Raw genomic sequence first — 15,210 nt, 5'->3', positions numbered from 1 at the left:
AAGGGCACTCCTTCGTGCTCTGCCTTGACGCGGCGAACCAACCTGCATCTTGCGATTTGCACGTGGGTGCTGAGTGCCTATGTTACTGAGGGATTCGGTGGCGTGGAAGGTTCGCAGTTGATGTCTCGCCGGGGAATCGTCACTGCGTCAGGTCAACCGCTTTTACCTTCGGTCCCAGACGGTAGCCAACACCTCGGACACTGATCACGAATACGGGTCGCTCGGAGTCCTCGCCGAGGCGGCGCCTGAGCTGCCTGACGTGCGTGGTCATAGTGTCGAGGTTGGCTTTCTGTCGGGCCCCCCATACTGCCGCGACTAGTTCTTCTCGGGTCGTGACCGCGCCGCCTCGTCTGGCCAGTTCGACAAGAATGTCGAACTGGGTTCTGGTCACGTTGACGTGGTCCGCACCGACATAGACCTGCCGTCGCGTCACGTCGATGACCATCGAGCCGCAGGTGTACTGCCCTGGCGCGCTCCCCCTTCGGATCGCTGCGGAAGCAGCACTTCTGCGCCGCCGTTGGACTGCCCGGATCCGGGCTGCCAGTTCACGACTGGTGTGACGCCCGGTAAGCACATCGTCGGCGCCGGCCGCTAGGCCGGCCACCACGGCCGCCTCGTCACCACGAGTGCAGCAAATTGTGATGTGACTATCGGCGATTGCCCGCACGTTTCGGCACGTCTCTAGCGCTGCCGCATCGAGATCGTCGGTGTCAAAGGCGATGAAGCTCGGTTGGTTCCGCTCGACGATGTGAAGAGCTCGAGCGTGGTCGTCGACCAAGGTGATGTGGACTTCGTCGCGTCGAAAGTAGTCGACAATCGCCTCCATCCAGCTGGCATGATTTCCAATGAGCGTTACTGCCAATGCCGCAGGCGTCGACGCGTCCCGGTTGTCCACCACTTCTCAATACTGAACTACTACGTAGGCAAACAGAAGACCGCACCGCGTGTGTCGCGGAATAACTGACGCGAAGCGGATGCCAAGTATTCTTAGCTCGGCGCTCGAACGCAAAGGCGATCCGACACATTCGGTGGGAAACCGATATTTGTCAAAGTGATACGACGGGTCATCGTGAACCGTAAGCATGGGTGGCTAGCCCACGTCGATAGATCTGCGCAGATGTGAAGGTACTTCTATTGACAACTCCAACCCACAACGTGAGACGTTGGTAGCGGTTCGCTACGAAGCCTGGCACTATCCGACTGATCCTGCACTCGATCGCATCGCTTTCTGGCTGCTTCTCGTGCAGCGCGCCCGCCCGTGTCCGTAGCCAGCGACCGGCTTTCCACGAACCTACTATGCAGAATAGTAGGAATCGGGCGACCGGCTGTCCCGCCAGACACGCGTAGCAATCGGATACAAGGAGATGCATGTTGGTTGTCGTCGACTCCAATGTTCAAGGTGCGGGCCCGCTTGCGCGGGCTATGCAGCCGCAAGCAGACTTTCCTCGCGCCGGAGGCGGTGGGTCTTCTTCTTGCGGACCTCACGGCGCTCGTCGTAGCGCAGCGCCGCCCAGGCTCGCCGCCTGAACCCGTGGCAGGGATGTTTGGTGGCGTAGGCGTGCAGCCAGGCCCTCATTTCGGCCTCCGGATCGGCTGGGGTCAGCGGCAGCCGGCGATAGGTGGAGCGGGGCCAGCCCAACGGCTTTGCACGCCAACCCCTCCGACATGCTCAACATCGTCTTGAGCATGTCCGCGGCGCGGCGCTTGGCAGCTGGGCTCAGAATTTTCCCTTCGCGACCTCCCGCAGCGCCTCCTTCTCGAGCTCGGCCTCGGCAAGCAGCCGCTTCAGTCGGGCGTTCTGCGCGCGCGCTCCTTGAGCTCCTTGGCAGTACCGGTATCCATAATGCCGTTGCAGGACCACTTCGAATGCCGCGCCTACTTCGTCGACGGCTCCTTGGTGCACACATTGGCGCTCTTCGAGCACAGCCACTAAGCGGCAGCACCCTTCGATCGCGCCGATTCAGCCTCCGTCGCCGTGGCTGTGCTGATGGCCATCGGCCTCAGCCGGTGCGAGAGAGTCCGCTGCGTGATGATCACCGTCGGTGGTCAGCCCCATGTCCGTCACTGGTCTACCCGACTCGACGGGCTCTTCTGCAGGGTCGGGGACAATTACACCGCTATCCGGCGGGGCGAGAGGGTCGGCGTGATGATGGTGACCCTCGGTGTTCGTGGCGTGTGTCTGGCGTTGGTCAACTTCGGCCACCGCCGCATCACCGTGGTGCTGGTGGTGTCCCTGGAGACTTGAAGCGAGACCGATGGTGACCGCGCCGACCATCAACGTGTTCGCGCCCAACAACACGAAGGCTCTCGAGAAGCCCGATACCACTTCTGGCTGACTGCGTCGATGCAACGCCCACGCCGCACCCATGACCACGTAGCACTGCAGTAATAGGACGCAGATGCCAGCCGCCTCGACGGCCTCCGGTTCGCCCGCGTTCGGGCCCATCGGCGCGCCCGCAGTCCGGGACAAGGCCCACAACGCCGCTGAAGCCGCGTTGCCTATAACTCCAGCCGCTAGAAGCAATCTCGTCGGGAATGACCACGCAAGAAACCCCCATACCAGCTGGAATAGTGCGATGCCGGCGAAAAACACTCCCGACGGCAGCCAGTCGCTCCAGTGCATCGGTGCCACGGCGAAGTGGATGACAGCAGCTCCGATGGAGGCTACCGCTGCGCACCGCGCGGCAAGTCGACTGTCGGTCTTGGTTGCCTTCTCGGTTACCACACTTCGACATTGGCATCAACGGCGACTGTGCACGAGCAGCGGTCTATAACGTTCGCATGCCAGATCGGCCACAGAGACTGCATGCAGGCTGACTGGCGTCGACCGGTCAGCCATCCCTCACGACGGATTGTCTTATCCGAAGGAGACTCGTGCCAGTCGCCATTCGAAAAAGACGCCATCCTACTGACGCTTTTATACCCCTAGGGGGTATAAAACAGTTTGGACCTCAACTGTCGATGGCGGCGCATCCGGCGTTGTCGGCGGCGTGGGGCCCCGCAAAGCATGGTTATCGATAGATGAAGGCGTGAGGTAGGCCGTGTTGGCCTCGGGCCGCCGACGGTGAAGGTGTGCGATCGCCTCCGTCCATCTTTTCACCTAGACAGACAATCATATGACGAATAGGCTCCACTCCCGTGACTACATCGGAGATCGAGCTTGCGGCTGCCAGCGGATTCGCGCAATTTCGCCGCTCGTTGTCCCGCGCAGACAAACGGTCACTGGTGGGCATGTACGGGTTCATTATCGCGCTGCACCTGATCGGGTTCGGCGTGTTATTCGCGTTCGTGGTTCCCGAGCACTACAGCCTCGGCGGAGACCATCCCGTATTCACCGTCGGGGTCGGAATTTTGGCCTACACCTTTGGATTACGGCACGCATTCGATGCCGACCACATCGCGGCTGTGGACAACACGACCCGCAAACTCATTGCCGACAACCTCCAAAACCGAGTAGTCCGCAAACCCTTGTCCGTAGGATTCTGGTTCTCCCTGGGCCACTCCACTATAGTGTTCGCCCTCGCCTTTCTGCTGTCTGTCGGAGTGCGCGCCCTCGTCGGCCCAGTGGAAGACGAAAACTCACCCCTGCATACCATCGCGAGCATGATCGGCCCGTCGGTCTCTGGGGTGTTCCTCTGGATCATCGGCATCCTGAACCTGATCGCGCTGCTAGGCATCATCAAAGTGTTCCGCGAGCTGAAGCAAGGCCGATACGACGAAGCCGAACTCGAAAAGCAGCTCGACTCACGCGGATTCATGAACCGCTTCCTCGGTGGGCTGACCAAATCCGTGACCAAACCCTGGCACATCTACCCCATCGGCGTCCTGTTCGGCCTCGGATTCGACACCGCCACCGAAGTCGGCCTCCTGGTCCTGGCCGGTGGCGCCGCTGCTTTCAATCTGCCCTTCTACGCCATCCTCGTGCTACCGATTCTGTTCGCAGCCGGCATGTCCCTGATGGACACCACCGACGGCGTCTTCATGAACTACGCCTACGGCTGGGCCTTCGCCAAACCCGTCCGCAAGATCTTCTACAACCTGACCATCACCACCCTGTCGGTGGCCGTCGCCCTCATCATCGGCACCATCGAACTCGTCGGCGTCCTCGCCGACCGACTCCACATCGCATCCGGACCGCTGGCCGCGATCGCCAACATCAGCCTCGACTACGTCGGCTATATCACCGTCGCCCTGTTCGTCGTCTCCTGGGTCCTTGCCATTTCCATCTGGCGATTCGGCCGCATCGAAGAACGCTGGAGCACCAACCTCACCATGTAACTCACCTGCTTGAGGACTGGGCTGAAGGCGCACAAGTGGCGTGATCAGCCGCGACGTCCGGCGCGGAGGGCGAACGCATCAAGGGCATGCAGCACCTCAGGTGCACGCCACGCGCGATTCCGCGACTGGTCTGTGAACTCGATGATGATCCCCGCCTTTATCAAAGGGTCCAAATAGCGGTAGACGTTGCTCATCGGGATGTTGAGTTCACGCGTCAATAGTTTTGCGTTGACGACCGGGCGCCTGATCAACATGTCGGCAATACGGTGCACCGCGGAATCCCGGCGAGCGGTGATGTTCGATGCCCAAACTTGCCTGACCACTTGCAAGTCGCCGACGAGGTGGCGGCCGTTGGCGACCGCTAAAACAGAGGCGGCCGAGAGCTTTTCGACGATCGGAGCGGGGTCGCCCTCGCGGTATGCGTTTAGCGCCTCGAAATAGGAATCGGTGTCGGTGAGCAGCCCCGCCGAGACCGGGACCGTGACCTGACGAGCCAGCCGCTTGTTGCGCAACAGGGCCTGGATGAGTGCCCTGCCGGTGCGGCCATTGCCGTCCGGGAACGGGTGAATGGTCTCGAACTGCGCGTGGGCGATGGCGATCTGAGGAAGAACAGGGATGTCGCCGCGCCCGGAGAACGCGATCAGGTCGTCGATGGCTCCTGGCACTCTGCTGTGGTGCGGGGCGATGTAGTCGGCGCCGCGAGGGCCGAAGTCGCCGCCACCGATCCACACCTGCTCGGTTCGCCACTTGCCGGCGATGTCGGGATTGCTGGCGTTCATTAGCGCGGCGTGCATCGCTAGGATGGCGTCGCCGTCGATGCGGTCGGCCAGGGCGAGGGCGGCTTGCATAGCCTGGGTGTTGGCGACGATCACCGAGGCGTTGCGGCGGCTGGATTGCCCGAGAGTCTCGGCTTCGGCGATTGCGCGCGCGGAGGCGGTCAGGTTTTCGATCTTGGAGCTGGCGGCCGACTCTGATCGGAGCAGCACCGAAGCGAAGGGGGCAATCTCCTCGCCAAGTTCCGCGTCGAAACGGGCGATCTCTTGACTGGCTTCCTCGGCATCGGCGATGACGCGGGAGGGCAGGGAGATCTCAAGATTGGCGATCTCTGCAGGAATCGCTGCGCGGTACTCGCCGGACTGCCGCAACGCTGCGCGCACGTTGTGCCGCCCGTATCCGGCCTCGGTCGGCATATTCCATGTCAGGGTCTCGTACTGCACGGCAGTCGAAGCGCCATGTGATGACACTCGGTCAGGTTATCATCACTTAGATACATAACTGATAATAAGCGCATCACTGTTATCACTTCGCATTGACGTGATCGTCGAGCCGCGCAGCGCATAGCAACACCGTGACGGGCTGTTGCATGGGCAGATCCGCGTTGCCGTTTATTCGGCGATTATGACCAAGAATCACCCGGAATCAGCCGGTCCGAGGCCGCATCACCCAGAAGCAAAAACCATTTCCTACCAGCATAAACGAGTACTTTCCCGGAACTCATCGGCACCCCGGATTCCAAATCCCTAGGTCGCAGGTTCGATTCCTGCCGGGGGCGCTGGTCAGAGATGGTATTTAGGGCCCAAGTGACGGCGTGGCCAGCAGTTCCGCCACCTGGTTGTGGACCCAGCCGCGGCTCACAGGGCACGGCGTGGACTTATTGCGGCCGTTCGCCATTGCGCTGTGATGCTGCTGGCGTGCCGCTGCCCGAGCTGTGAGTCGTTGCGCCGAGGTGCCGAGGTGCCGGCGTTGGCGAACTGCTGCTCGATGCACCTTTCGGCGCCCTCGCGGGAAACGACACGGAAAGCAGAGACCCTCCACCAATCCGTCGGAGCCACCCTGGATGTGGGGGCGACAGCAAGCCCGACACCGCTTCCGCGTGAAGGCTTCGGCGGTGCAGACGACTGCGGCAACCTGCCGCTGCGGGTGACGGTTCCGATCCCTACGACCGAGATGGCGTCGAATCATCCTGAGTGATATGGACTTTCGCCGTCCTTGTAGTAGCGGACGGTGCGGTGCGGTGCCGCTCGCCCACGAGGCCATACGGTGATGGCGACAAATGAGTAACCGTCTTGACTTCCGGGGTAGGCGGTCGGTTGCCAGTCGAAATCCACAGTCTCGCCCTCGAAGGCCTCACGGAATCCGCCGGAGACCTCGACGACTTCACCGGGACCAGGCGTCGGGATGTCCACGTGGAAGAGGTGACTGAAGTGGACAAAGCAGCCCCCTGGGGTATCGGGACAATCAATGACACCCCACCCCTCCTCGGTGTGCCACTCCCGCACGGTGCCTACCGATTGCACCTCTCAACCCTAGCTTCACTACAACGGGATCGACCGGGTGTTGTCCCGAAGGTCGTGGCATCGGAGGTTGGTCCTGGGATGGGTCGGTTCGCGCTACACGGTGCATCATGGCGGCAACGCGGTAGACGTTTGGGGGTTCGTTGATGCGGCAACGAGATTGGCCATTGCTAGTCGGCGCGACTCTGGTGGCGCTCGCCGTGCCTGCGGCGGTCGTCATTGCACCCGCGGTGCGCCTTCACCAGTACGGCGTATCCGTGCGTCTCCGCAGCCCCATCTTGTATGAGGTTCGTGACCCACTGCCGCCTGGTGATGAATACAGCGCGATAAACAAGGTGCGGGAATGGCCGTCCGACTGGGCGGCCGCGGTCTGTGCTCCACCCGTCTACGACGTTCGAGTTCCCTATAAAGAGTTGCCGAACGCGACCGCAGTCGCGGCGTGCAGTGCACGGGTGCACCCACGGGGGCAAGTCACCAACGTGATGATCGCCCGCTTTCCCACCGAGTTGGCGATGCAGGGTGGACTTAGCGAACGAGGGCAGTCAGTGGTACGCGTTCACCTTCGTCGACGGCGGGATGTTGGCATTCGCGAGCTCGGCTGACAACCCCAACACCGATCCCGCGGTTAGTGTCGGCAAAGCGGTATTGGAACCGCTTCGCCAGTACGGTTTTGGCATCTACGGCAGTCCCGGTCCACCGTAGGCGGATCCGCATACACAACCCCGAGGTATCCGCCGGACGTCCCCTATTAACTTCACTTGAGCACCTAAGTGAAGTTAACGACGCGGTCAGACTTCAGATAAAGACGGCCCGGCTGAACCGTCTCGGAGTGAGTGCTGTTCTCGGCGTATGGGCCCGTCACAGAACTGGTGTTGGGACGGCCTTCGCGAGTAACAACCGCCTCGTTGTGGTTCTCACCCGCGGCCAAGTCGCCAGATCACATGTCTCAGGACCGGCGATGCCGATCCTCCGATACGACAGAATGGATGGAGTGCAACTGTCGCAACACATCGTGGGCCCGACACTGATCGTCGTCTGCGTGGTGATGGTGATCGCCGCCGCAGCGATCTATTGGTTGACTGCGCTGGGCTCGGCGTGGACAGTCCCGCGCGCCGCAACTCGTGCAGTGTTGCAGTTGGCTGCCGTGGCCGCGATTCTGACGGCTGCGTTACGCAGTCTCGGGACGTCGGTGGGTGTACTCGCGGTTATGTTCGTCGCTGCCGCGGTCACTGCGGCGCGGCGTAGCCGGTCCAATCGGTCCTGGCTTCTCACGGCCGCGCTCGCGACGGGCATGACCGTGGTTCTGCCTTTGCTGCTGGCGTCGGGGCTGGTACCGCTCACGGGCGTCGCTTTGGTGCCCATCGTCGGAATCCTTCTGGGAAGCACCATGACCGCGGTCTCGGTGGCCGCCCGCCGTGCACTGGACACCCTCGGCACGCGTGCTGGTGAGGTGGAAGCGCTACTCAGCTTGGGATTCACCGATCGTCTTGCTCGGATGGAGATGATCGGCCCCACCGCCGCTGACGCACTTCTGCCGAACCTGGATCAGACCAGGACGGTAGGTCTTGTGACGCTTCCGGGCGCCTTCGTCGGCGTGCTGCTGAGCACAGGGTCGGCAATACAGGCCGGTGCGGTTCAGATCTTGATTCTGCTGTCCATACTGCTCTCCCAGACCTGTGCCGTCGCCGTCACACTCGAGCTGATCGCCCGGGGTGCCGTCCATCGCACGGCCCATGCCCCAGGATCGAGATAGTGACGGATGACCAAAGGACAAGTCATCCAAGCGATTTGGTCAGTGCAGTGAGGCTGGCGATCTGACTCGAAGTGTCGGGCTTGGCTGCCCTCACGGCGTGCAGGGCTTGGTCGATCTGGCTGTCGAGGCGGCTCCATGCCGACCCGTCCATAGGTCGTAGCGTTGATTCGTCGGCGTCCCAGGCGGTTTCGAGCTCAGTGATCGTGGTTTTCGCGCCACTTTGGTCGCCGGCTTTGACTCTGACGAGGGTGGCGTCCACGATCGAGCGCAGTCGCGCGATCTCGGGCGCCGGGAAGTGGGCAGTTGCGGGTTGCGGATTCCCGGGCAGAGTCATCGCACCGGCGACCGGGGCACTGGCAGCCGGGGCGTCTGACTCGTCGTCGCCGCCGGGGGTTTCATGAGGTTGAGCACCGGCCCAGACAAGCAGGGCCACGGTCGCCGCCGCGACGACCAGGTAGTAGCCGAGTAGGACACGCTCTCGACCGGGAGTAGTGGTGACGCTTGGTGTATGGCTGCCGTCGTAACTCTCCACTACGTCGACGCGGCTATAGGTGAGGTAGCCGACTGTCGCAAGGATTGCGGCAAGGAAGGCGGCGCTGGTGCCGGCGGTGCCGATGCCGAGGCCGCCCTGAGACCATGGCAAGCCCAGCCAGTCGCCGAGATTCGCGCCCAGAGGCCGGGTGAGGATGTAGGCCAGCCAGAAGGACAGGACTGCGTTGGCGCCCAGACGCCAACCGATGGCGATCGCAACGATCAGGGTTGCGGGCAGCAGTACCGCGATGCCTGGGCTCCAGCCGGTGATCTGCAGCGTCCAGTCACCGACGGCCGTCCCGAGGGCGAAGGTGATGAGTACCGCAAGCCAGTAGAAGAGTTCTCGGGGTCGTGTCACGATGCTGTGGATTGACAGCGTCCGCTCTTGCGAATACCACACGGCGAACGCAACTCCCAGTGCCACTGCGAAGGCGCTGGTACTCGCCGCGAGTGGGACACCAAGATGGTCGGTGAGGATGTCGGTGTACAGCGTGCCGGTCACCGACAGCACCACGACAGTCAGCCAGTACACAAATGGCACGTAGCGACTCAGGCTGACCTGCCAGGCGAGGACGATGGCGAGCACGGCGGTGAAGATCAACGCGGTATCGATCAGTCCGACACCGAGTGTCATGTTGATCCAATCGGCGAAGCTTTCGCCGACTGTGGTGCACAGGATCTTGATCAGCCAGAACCACAGGGTGACTTCGGGGACCTTGCTGAGCAGGGTGCGCCCGGTCGTCGGCGTGCCAGTCGTGGTCGTCTCCGTCATGCCACGGACCGTAGGTGGCGGTCGCTGAGTACTCGCTGAGAGGCAGTAGCCGGGCTGGCGCCGACGTGCTTAGGTGAGGCTCACCATCATCGGTTCATGACCGGAAATAATCGTTTGAAGCGAGGAGCATGTCGGCAAGCCAGATTGCCCTACTCGGCGCCTTCGCCGGGTTCACGATTTTTATTGGCCTGCCAATCGGGCGGTTACGCACGCCGATGCCAACGCTGAAGGCCGGGCTCAATGCGGTCGCGATCGGCATTCTGGTCTTTCTGCTGTGGGACGTGCTCGCCCATGCGTGGGAGCCGGTCGACCGAGCGCTGGCAGCGCATCAGGTCGCCGATGTGGTGGTGAAGGGCGCCCTGTTGGCAGCGACCTTCGGCATCGGTCTTTTGGGGCTGGCCTGGGTGGACGGTTTGCGAAGTCGAAACACACGTATTCCCAGCAGCTTTCAGTCCTGCACCACCGACACTGTCGGCACCGTGACAGCGACGGACACACGCCGTCTGGCACTGATGATCGCCAGCGGGATCGGGCTGCACAATTTCGCCGAAGGCTTGGCGATCGGCAACTCGGCGGCAAGCGGCGATTTATCCCTCGCGGTGCTGCTCGTCATCGGTTTTGCCCTGCACAACGCGACCGAAGGGTTCGGTATCGTCGCACCCCTAGCGGGACAGCGGCCGTCCTGGGGAATGTTGATGGTGTTGGGCCTCATCGGGGGTGGGCCAACCTTCATCGGAACCCTTGTCGGGCAGCGCTTTGTCAGCGAGTCGATATCGGTCGCGTTTCTCGGCCTGGCGGCTGGCTCCATCCTGTACGTGGTCATCGAGCTTCTTGCCGTCGCACGGAACGCCAATCTCAAGTTGGTGACCGCTTGGGGCATCTTTATCGGAGTCGTGGCAGGGTTCGCCACTGACGCGATCATCACCGCTGCCGGAGCCTGAGAGCGCTACACCGCGTCATATGACCGTGGAAGCATTGGCCCGCAACGCTTTACTGAGCGGCGGCGTGCTGCACCGCCTGCTGTGTGCTTCCGGTGTCCGGGGCGGCGCTGAGCCCAACCGGGAAGTCATGCGGGCGCTTGATTGGCATCTACTGGGAAGAGGCGCTCAAACACGTTAAGAATGACTTCAGGCCGAGACTGCTGCACAGTGATGGAGTGAATGGCGCCGTCCTCCCGTCTGAGATGTCGCAGCCGTTGGCGCCACCACGACTGCGGTTCCGACTGCCGCAGTGGAGCATCGCGGCCCGGTCTGCCCTCATCGCCGGGACCGTCGTCTTCGTTGCGTTCACCCTGACCGGCGCGGCGTTGACCGGGGTCTTCTATCGTTCCCTGATCGCCGGTGTGGACGCCGCCGCAGCAGCGCGAGTACGTGATGTGTCGGCCGGTCTGATCGAGGATGCACCCGCCGATCTCGACGATCCGTTGCTGGCAACCGATCAACGTATCGACGCCGTGCAGGTCATCGCTCCCGATGGCAAAGTGCTGCGCCGGTCGGACAGCGTTTCTGACACCCCGTTGGTCCCGCTGAACGAGGTGAGCGCCGACTTGCGGACCGGCATGGCGCCAACCAGCTCCGCGGACGGCGACATGCGGATCAGCGCCCAGTCGATCACGACACCCAAGGGGTCATTCATCGTCGTGGTCGCCGGCGGCGACGACGCCGCAGAGTCCACCGTTCGTACCGCAGTCATTCTGCTGCTGCTCGCCGCCCCGGTGGTCGTCGCCGTAGCGGCCGGCGCAACGTATCGCCTCGTTCGGCGGTCGCTGCGGTCGGTAGATGCCATGCGCGCGCGCGTCGCGGCGATCAGCAGCGCAGATCTTGCCGAGCGTGTTCCCGTGCCCGCAGGTCGCGACGAGGTTTCCGCGCTGGCGGTCACCATGAATCACATGCTGGATCGAATCGAGGCCGGTCATGTGGCGCAGCGTCAGTTTGTCGGTGACGCCTCTCATGAGTTACGAAGCCCGTTGACCGCGATCATCTCCGCTCTCGATGTCGCCGTCGCGCATCCTGAACTGCTCGATGTCGACTTGGCCAAGGACACACTGGTTCCCGAGGCGCAACGGATGCGCGCGCTCGTCGAGGACTTGTTGTTGTTGGCCCGCGCCGACGAGCGCGGACTGACGTTCCATCGCGAGCCGACCCGGCTCGACGAGATCGCCACCGGTGAAGTGATCCGGCTGCGCCGAAATTGCCGACATCCGGTCCACATCACCGCGGAACCCGTCGAGGTGAACGGCGATGCGGCTGCGTTGTCTCGGGTGGTGCGGAATTTGCTGGACAACGCCGCGCGTCACGCGACGTCGCAAATCGAAGTCGAAGTTCGAAGCGGAGAAGGCGCGGCGATCCTGACTGTCGCCGATGACGGTCCCGGGATCCCCGCCGCGGACCGTCATCGGGTGTTCGACAGGTTTGTGCGCCTGGATAGTTCTCGGTCGCGTGGCGGGGGCGGGAGCGGGTTGGGGTTGTCCATCGTGGCCGAAATCGTGGCTGCTCACGACGGCCAAATAACCATCACCGGCCGACCGGGGGGCGGAACGTTGGTGACAGTTCAGTTGCCGGCCGCGACGACGCCGGATTCCAACCGGTAGCCCACGCCGCGAATGGTCTCGATGGTGTTGGTGCCGAACGGAATGTCGATCTTGCGACGAAGATATCGAATGTAGACCTCGACGATATTGTCGGGACCTTCGTAGTGCGGATCCCAGACTCTGTGCAAGATGTCAGCTTTCGTGCACACCGCATCCTTATTGCGCATCAAGTAAGCGAGCAGGCTAAATTCTCTGGGGCTCAGATCAATTGGAGCACCGGCACGTTCTACAACATGGCGTACGGGATCGAGCGTGAGATCACCGGCGGTCATCACGACCGGCCGCTCCGGCGCGCCACGGCGGGCCAGCGCGTGCAGCCGGGCGACCAGAACGACGAAGGAAAACGGTTTTACCAGGTAGTCGTCTGCCCCCAGCTCGAAGGCGTCCGCCTGGTCATACTCACCGTCCTTGGCAGTCAGCATCAACACGGGGGTCCAGACGCTTCGGGCACGGAGGCGGCGAAGCACCTCATAACCGCTCAATTCCGGCACCATGATGTCCAAAACGATGACATCGAAATGGTTTTCAGTCGCTTGCCACAAGCCTTCGGTGCCCGTCGCGACATGCACGACAATGAATCCTTCCGCGCCGAGCCCCAGCTTCAGGCTCGATGCCACATGCGGTTCATCTTCGACGAGCAGAATCTTCATCTCACGTGGCCTTCCATCAACCGGATCGCACGCACCAGGCACCGGAACGCCGGACGGCCGGCGCGCCATCGCTAGGGCAGAGTATCCGCACGGGTCAACGAGAGCAGGATCTCCACTATGGCGCGCCGGCCTCCATCGGCTGACCCACTAAAGGTCCGAGGCGTTGAGCCGGCCCCCGACTCGCCGCTTCCGATGCTGCTGAGGATGACAGCATGGTGCTGAGAGTTCGCTGAGCGGCCATGGTCGCGTAGTGCGGTCGGTTCATGTTCCAGGGTTCGCCGTAGGCGCCGAGATCGACACACCCGGAAAACAGGTTCGGAGTGACCACCTGGTTCAGAGGTTTGCTTAAGAGCGCCGCATCTCTAACACGTCCGGCCAACGCTTATTCAGATGATACGGATTGCGCACGTTGCGTGAAACCCTCAGCGCCACAGGGTGTCTGCTGGCGTGGTTGCGCGGCGTGGCCGCCGGGGGTTGCGCCGTCTTCAGCCGCGCACAGCGAATGTTCAGCAGGTCGAGGGCACGGTGAAGTCATCGAGCCCCGCAACGACTCGAGTAAACAGAAAGGAATTGACAACCCATGAGGAAATCCACACAGCGGCTGCTCGCCGGAATCGGCACCATGTTGGCCGCTGCGACGCTCAGCGGTGCCAGCGGGGCGCTGGCGTATGCCGCACCCACGCCGCCACCGCCTCCGCACCAGTGCGACACTCCCGAACCCAAAGACACCCCCGATCAACCGGGCGCACCGGGCACCGACAACGCCCAAGGCGGCGAACAGGGCGGACCCGAAGTCCCCGACGCCCCCTGCTGAGTGCACCCAACGCCATCGGCCCGCCTGGGCGACTGCGGCCGTGCAGTCGGTGGCGGGACACGAATCCCCCGGTGCTTAGCCGTACTGGATCTCACGCGCCGCGACATCCCATCCAGGAATCGAGAACAACATGCCTGTCATGAAGAACGTACTGGCGGCGATGGCCGGTGGCGTCGTGCTCATCGGCGTGGTCGCCGGGTGCGGTGCCTCCGGTCACGCCGGCCGATCGTCGGCCCCACCGCCATCGGCCGGCGCCGCGCAGTCGGTGACCGAGTCAAACCCGCCCGGCGACATCCCCGACAACCAGGCCTTCGTTTCGTACACCGCTGCCGACGGGTCCTACACGCTCAAATACCCCGAAGGCTGGGCGCGAACCGATTCCGGTTCGACGGTCACCTTTAGCGACAAGTACAACACCATCACCGTCGCCCCCCACGACGGCTTCTATCAACCCACCGAAACGTACGCCCGCACCATCGAGGTCCCCGGCATCGCCGCGCATACACCCGGGTTCACCACAGCAGACGTCAGCACCGTTCAACGCTCTGCAGGCCCGGTGATCGTGATCCGCTATCAGGCCGATTCTGCGCCGAACCCGGTCACCGGAAAGTCGGTCCGTCAGGATGTCGCCCGCTACGAATACGCCCGTGGCGGGCGCGGCGCGGTGGTCACGCTGGCCGCGCCGAAGGGCTCGGACACCGCCGACCCGTGGCGCACCATCACCGACTCGTTCACATGGCTGCGATGACCACGCCCGAAGCGGGGCAGGCCCTTACCGCTACGGCTGTACCCTCCCAGGGCAGCAAGCCGGTGCTGGAGGCCGTATCGCTGTACAGGTTCTTCCGCGCCGGTGACGAGGAGACGCTGGCGCTGCGGGGGGTGTCACTGACCGTGTACCCCGGTGAACTGGTTGCCGTGGTCGGTCCTTCCGGCTCGGGTAAGTCGACGTTGCTGTCCTGCTTGGCTGGTCTGGACGAACCCGACGGCGGCACCGTCAGGCTGCGCGGACAACGCATCAGTCATCAATCCGAACAGCTGCGCTGTCAGCTTCGCGCGCGACACATGGGACTGCTGTATCAGGATCGAAACCTGTTGACAACATTGACTATTGAACAGAATCTGCTGCTGATCCAGCGGCTGGCCAGCAGATCCGCACATACACACCCGACGGTGCTGCTGGCCTCGCTGAATATCGCCGAACGTGCCAACGCCTACCCCGAGCAGCTATCAGGCGGGGAGTTGGCCCGCGCCGGGCTGGCCGTCGCGCTGGCCAACGACCCGGAGGTGGTGTTGGCCGATGAACCCACCGGAGAGCTCGACACCGCGACCGAAACCGACGTGTTGGCCCTGCTGCGGGAGCGCGCAGCGACCGGAGCCGCGATCGTCATCGCCAGCCACAGCCCGGCGGTGGCCGCTAGCGCCGACCGCGTTGTCACCCTCAGCGACGGACAGATGGTGCCATGAACAACATCCGGAACACAGATCTGCCGACGCGGACGGAGTCGAGAGAAGAAGGGCCTACCGTGGT

At 63.0% G+C, this 15,210-nt stretch carries 16 protein-coding genes; 9 read left to right on the top strand and 7 right to left on the bottom strand.

Annotated elements, in window-relative coordinates; all coding sequences use genetic code 11:
• Window positions 1-139 precede the first annotated feature (139 nt).
• The 3 genes from BST42_RS15130 to BST42_RS30475 all read right to left on the bottom strand — a co-directional run bounded on the left by BST42_RS15130 (window position 140) and on the right by BST42_RS30475 (window position 1,930).
• A complete protein-coding gene (locus BST42_RS15130) occupies window positions 140-895 on the bottom strand; it encodes a winged helix-turn-helix domain-containing protein (RefSeq protein ID WP_133057466.1) in 756 nt (251 codons plus the stop codon).
• Window positions 896-1,420: 525 nt separating this feature from the next.
• Window positions 1,421-1,576: a hypothetical protein gene (locus tag BST42_RS30480; RefSeq protein ID WP_165760860.1), complete on the bottom strand. Its 156-nt coding sequence runs from the start codon at window positions 1,574-1,576 to the stop codon at window positions 1,421-1,423.
• Window positions 1,577-1,717: 141 nt separating this feature from the next.
• Window positions 1,718-1,930 (bottom strand): hypothetical protein, encoded by a 213-nt coding sequence (locus BST42_RS30475; RefSeq protein WP_133057465.1) that lies wholly within the window; start codon window positions 1,928-1,930, stop codon window positions 1,718-1,720.
• 45 nt (window positions 1,931-1,975) lie between these two features.
• Here BST42_RS30475 and BST42_RS29645 point away from each other — a divergent pair, with 45 nt between their 5' ends.
• Window positions 1,976-2,245 (top strand): hypothetical protein, encoded by a 270-nt coding sequence (locus BST42_RS29645; RefSeq protein WP_165760859.1) that lies wholly within the window; start codon window positions 1,976-1,978, stop codon window positions 2,243-2,245.
• A gap of 893 nt (window positions 2,246-3,138) precedes the next feature.
• Window positions 3,139-4,278 (top strand): Nickel transporter NicT, encoded by a 1,140-nt coding sequence (nicT, locus tag BST42_RS15110; RefSeq protein WP_207569506.1) that lies wholly within the window; start codon window positions 3,139-3,141, stop codon window positions 4,276-4,278.
• A 44-nt stretch (window positions 4,279-4,322) separates the two neighbouring features.
• Here nicT and BST42_RS15105 read toward each other — a convergent pair whose 3' ends face one another.
• Both BST42_RS15105 and BST42_RS15100 read right to left on the bottom strand, forming a co-directional pair.
• The gene (locus tag BST42_RS15105) at window positions 4,323-5,468 is read right to left on the bottom strand and encodes a Fic family protein (protein ID WP_276010124.1); all 1,146 of its coding nucleotides are present in this window, start codon (window positions 5,466-5,468) and stop codon (window positions 4,323-4,325) included.
• A gap of 768 nt (window positions 5,469-6,236) precedes the next feature.
• Complete coding sequence (locus BST42_RS15100) at window positions 6,237-6,575, bottom strand: hypothetical protein (protein WP_207569505.1); 339 nt, start codon at window positions 6,573-6,575, stop codon at window positions 6,237-6,239.
• Window positions 6,576-7,091: 516 nt separating this feature from the next.
• Between BST42_RS15100 and BST42_RS15095 the strand changes: the two genes are divergently transcribed.
• Window positions 7,092-7,274, top strand: coding sequence for a hypothetical protein (locus BST42_RS15095; RefSeq protein WP_083120077.1), 183 nt, complete (start codon window positions 7,092-7,094; stop codon window positions 7,272-7,274).
• Between the two features lie 295 nt (window positions 7,275-7,569).
• Window positions 7,570-8,325 carry an ABC transporter permease gene (locus BST42_RS15090; protein ID WP_435406039.1) on the top strand — a complete coding sequence of 252 codons (756 nt, stop codon included), beginning with the start codon at window positions 7,570-7,572 and terminating at the stop codon, window positions 8,323-8,325.
• A 22-nt stretch (window positions 8,326-8,347) separates the two neighbouring features.
• Here BST42_RS15090 and BST42_RS15085 read toward each other — a convergent pair whose 3' ends face one another.
• On the bottom strand, window positions 8,348-9,628 hold the full coding sequence (locus BST42_RS15085; RefSeq protein ID WP_083120074.1) for a COG4705 family protein: 1,281 nt from the start codon (window positions 9,626-9,628) through the stop codon (window positions 8,348-8,350).
• 128 nt (window positions 9,629-9,756) lie between these two features.
• On the opposite strand from BST42_RS15085, the gene BST42_RS15080 reads away from it, so the two are divergent.
• Window positions 9,757-10,569 (top strand): ZIP family metal transporter, encoded by an 813-nt coding sequence (locus tag BST42_RS15080; protein WP_083120071.1) that lies wholly within the window; start codon window positions 9,757-9,759, stop codon window positions 10,567-10,569.
• 242 nt (window positions 10,570-10,811) lie between these two features.
• Window positions 10,812-12,218 (top strand): HAMP domain-containing sensor histidine kinase, encoded by a 1,407-nt coding sequence (locus tag BST42_RS15075; RefSeq protein ID WP_083120068.1) that lies wholly within the window; start codon window positions 10,812-10,814, stop codon window positions 12,216-12,218.
• On the opposite strand, the gene BST42_RS15070 is transcribed toward BST42_RS15075, so the two are convergent.
• Window positions 12,179-12,868 (bottom strand): response regulator transcription factor, encoded by a 690-nt coding sequence (locus BST42_RS15070; protein WP_083120065.1) that lies wholly within the window; start codon window positions 12,866-12,868, stop codon window positions 12,179-12,181. The two genes, BST42_RS15075 and BST42_RS15070, sit on opposite strands and share 40 nt — an antisense overlap.
• Before the next feature lie 580 nt (window positions 12,869-13,448).
• Here BST42_RS15070 and BST42_RS15065 point away from each other — a divergent pair.
• From BST42_RS15065 to BST42_RS15055, 3 genes are all read left to right on the top strand, one after another.
• Window positions 13,449-13,682, top strand: coding sequence for a hypothetical protein (locus tag BST42_RS15065; protein ID WP_083120062.1), 234 nt, complete (start codon window positions 13,449-13,451; stop codon window positions 13,680-13,682).
• A 139-nt stretch (window positions 13,683-13,821) separates the two neighbouring features.
• Entirely contained in the window at window positions 13,822-14,430 is a 609-nt protein-coding gene (locus BST42_RS15060) for a hypothetical protein (protein WP_083120059.1), read from the top strand.
• The gene (locus BST42_RS15055) at window positions 14,427-15,146 is read left to right on the top strand and encodes an ABC transporter ATP-binding protein (protein ID WP_083120280.1); all 720 of its coding nucleotides are present in this window, start codon (window positions 14,427-14,429) and stop codon (window positions 15,144-15,146) included. The genes BST42_RS15060 and BST42_RS15055 overlap by 4 nt, the downstream gene beginning before the upstream one ends.
• Window positions 15,147-15,210 lie beyond the last annotated feature (64 nt).

The sequence above is a fragment of the Mycolicibacterium rhodesiae genome, from assembly GCF_002086695.1.
In the GTDB taxonomy this organism is placed as follows: Bacteria; Actinomycetota; Actinomycetes; order Mycobacteriales; family Mycobacteriaceae; genus Mycobacterium; species Mycobacterium rhodesiae.
The sequence above is the reverse complement of the archived record's forward strand: the minus strand, read 5'-3'. Positions and strand labels throughout refer to the sequence as shown.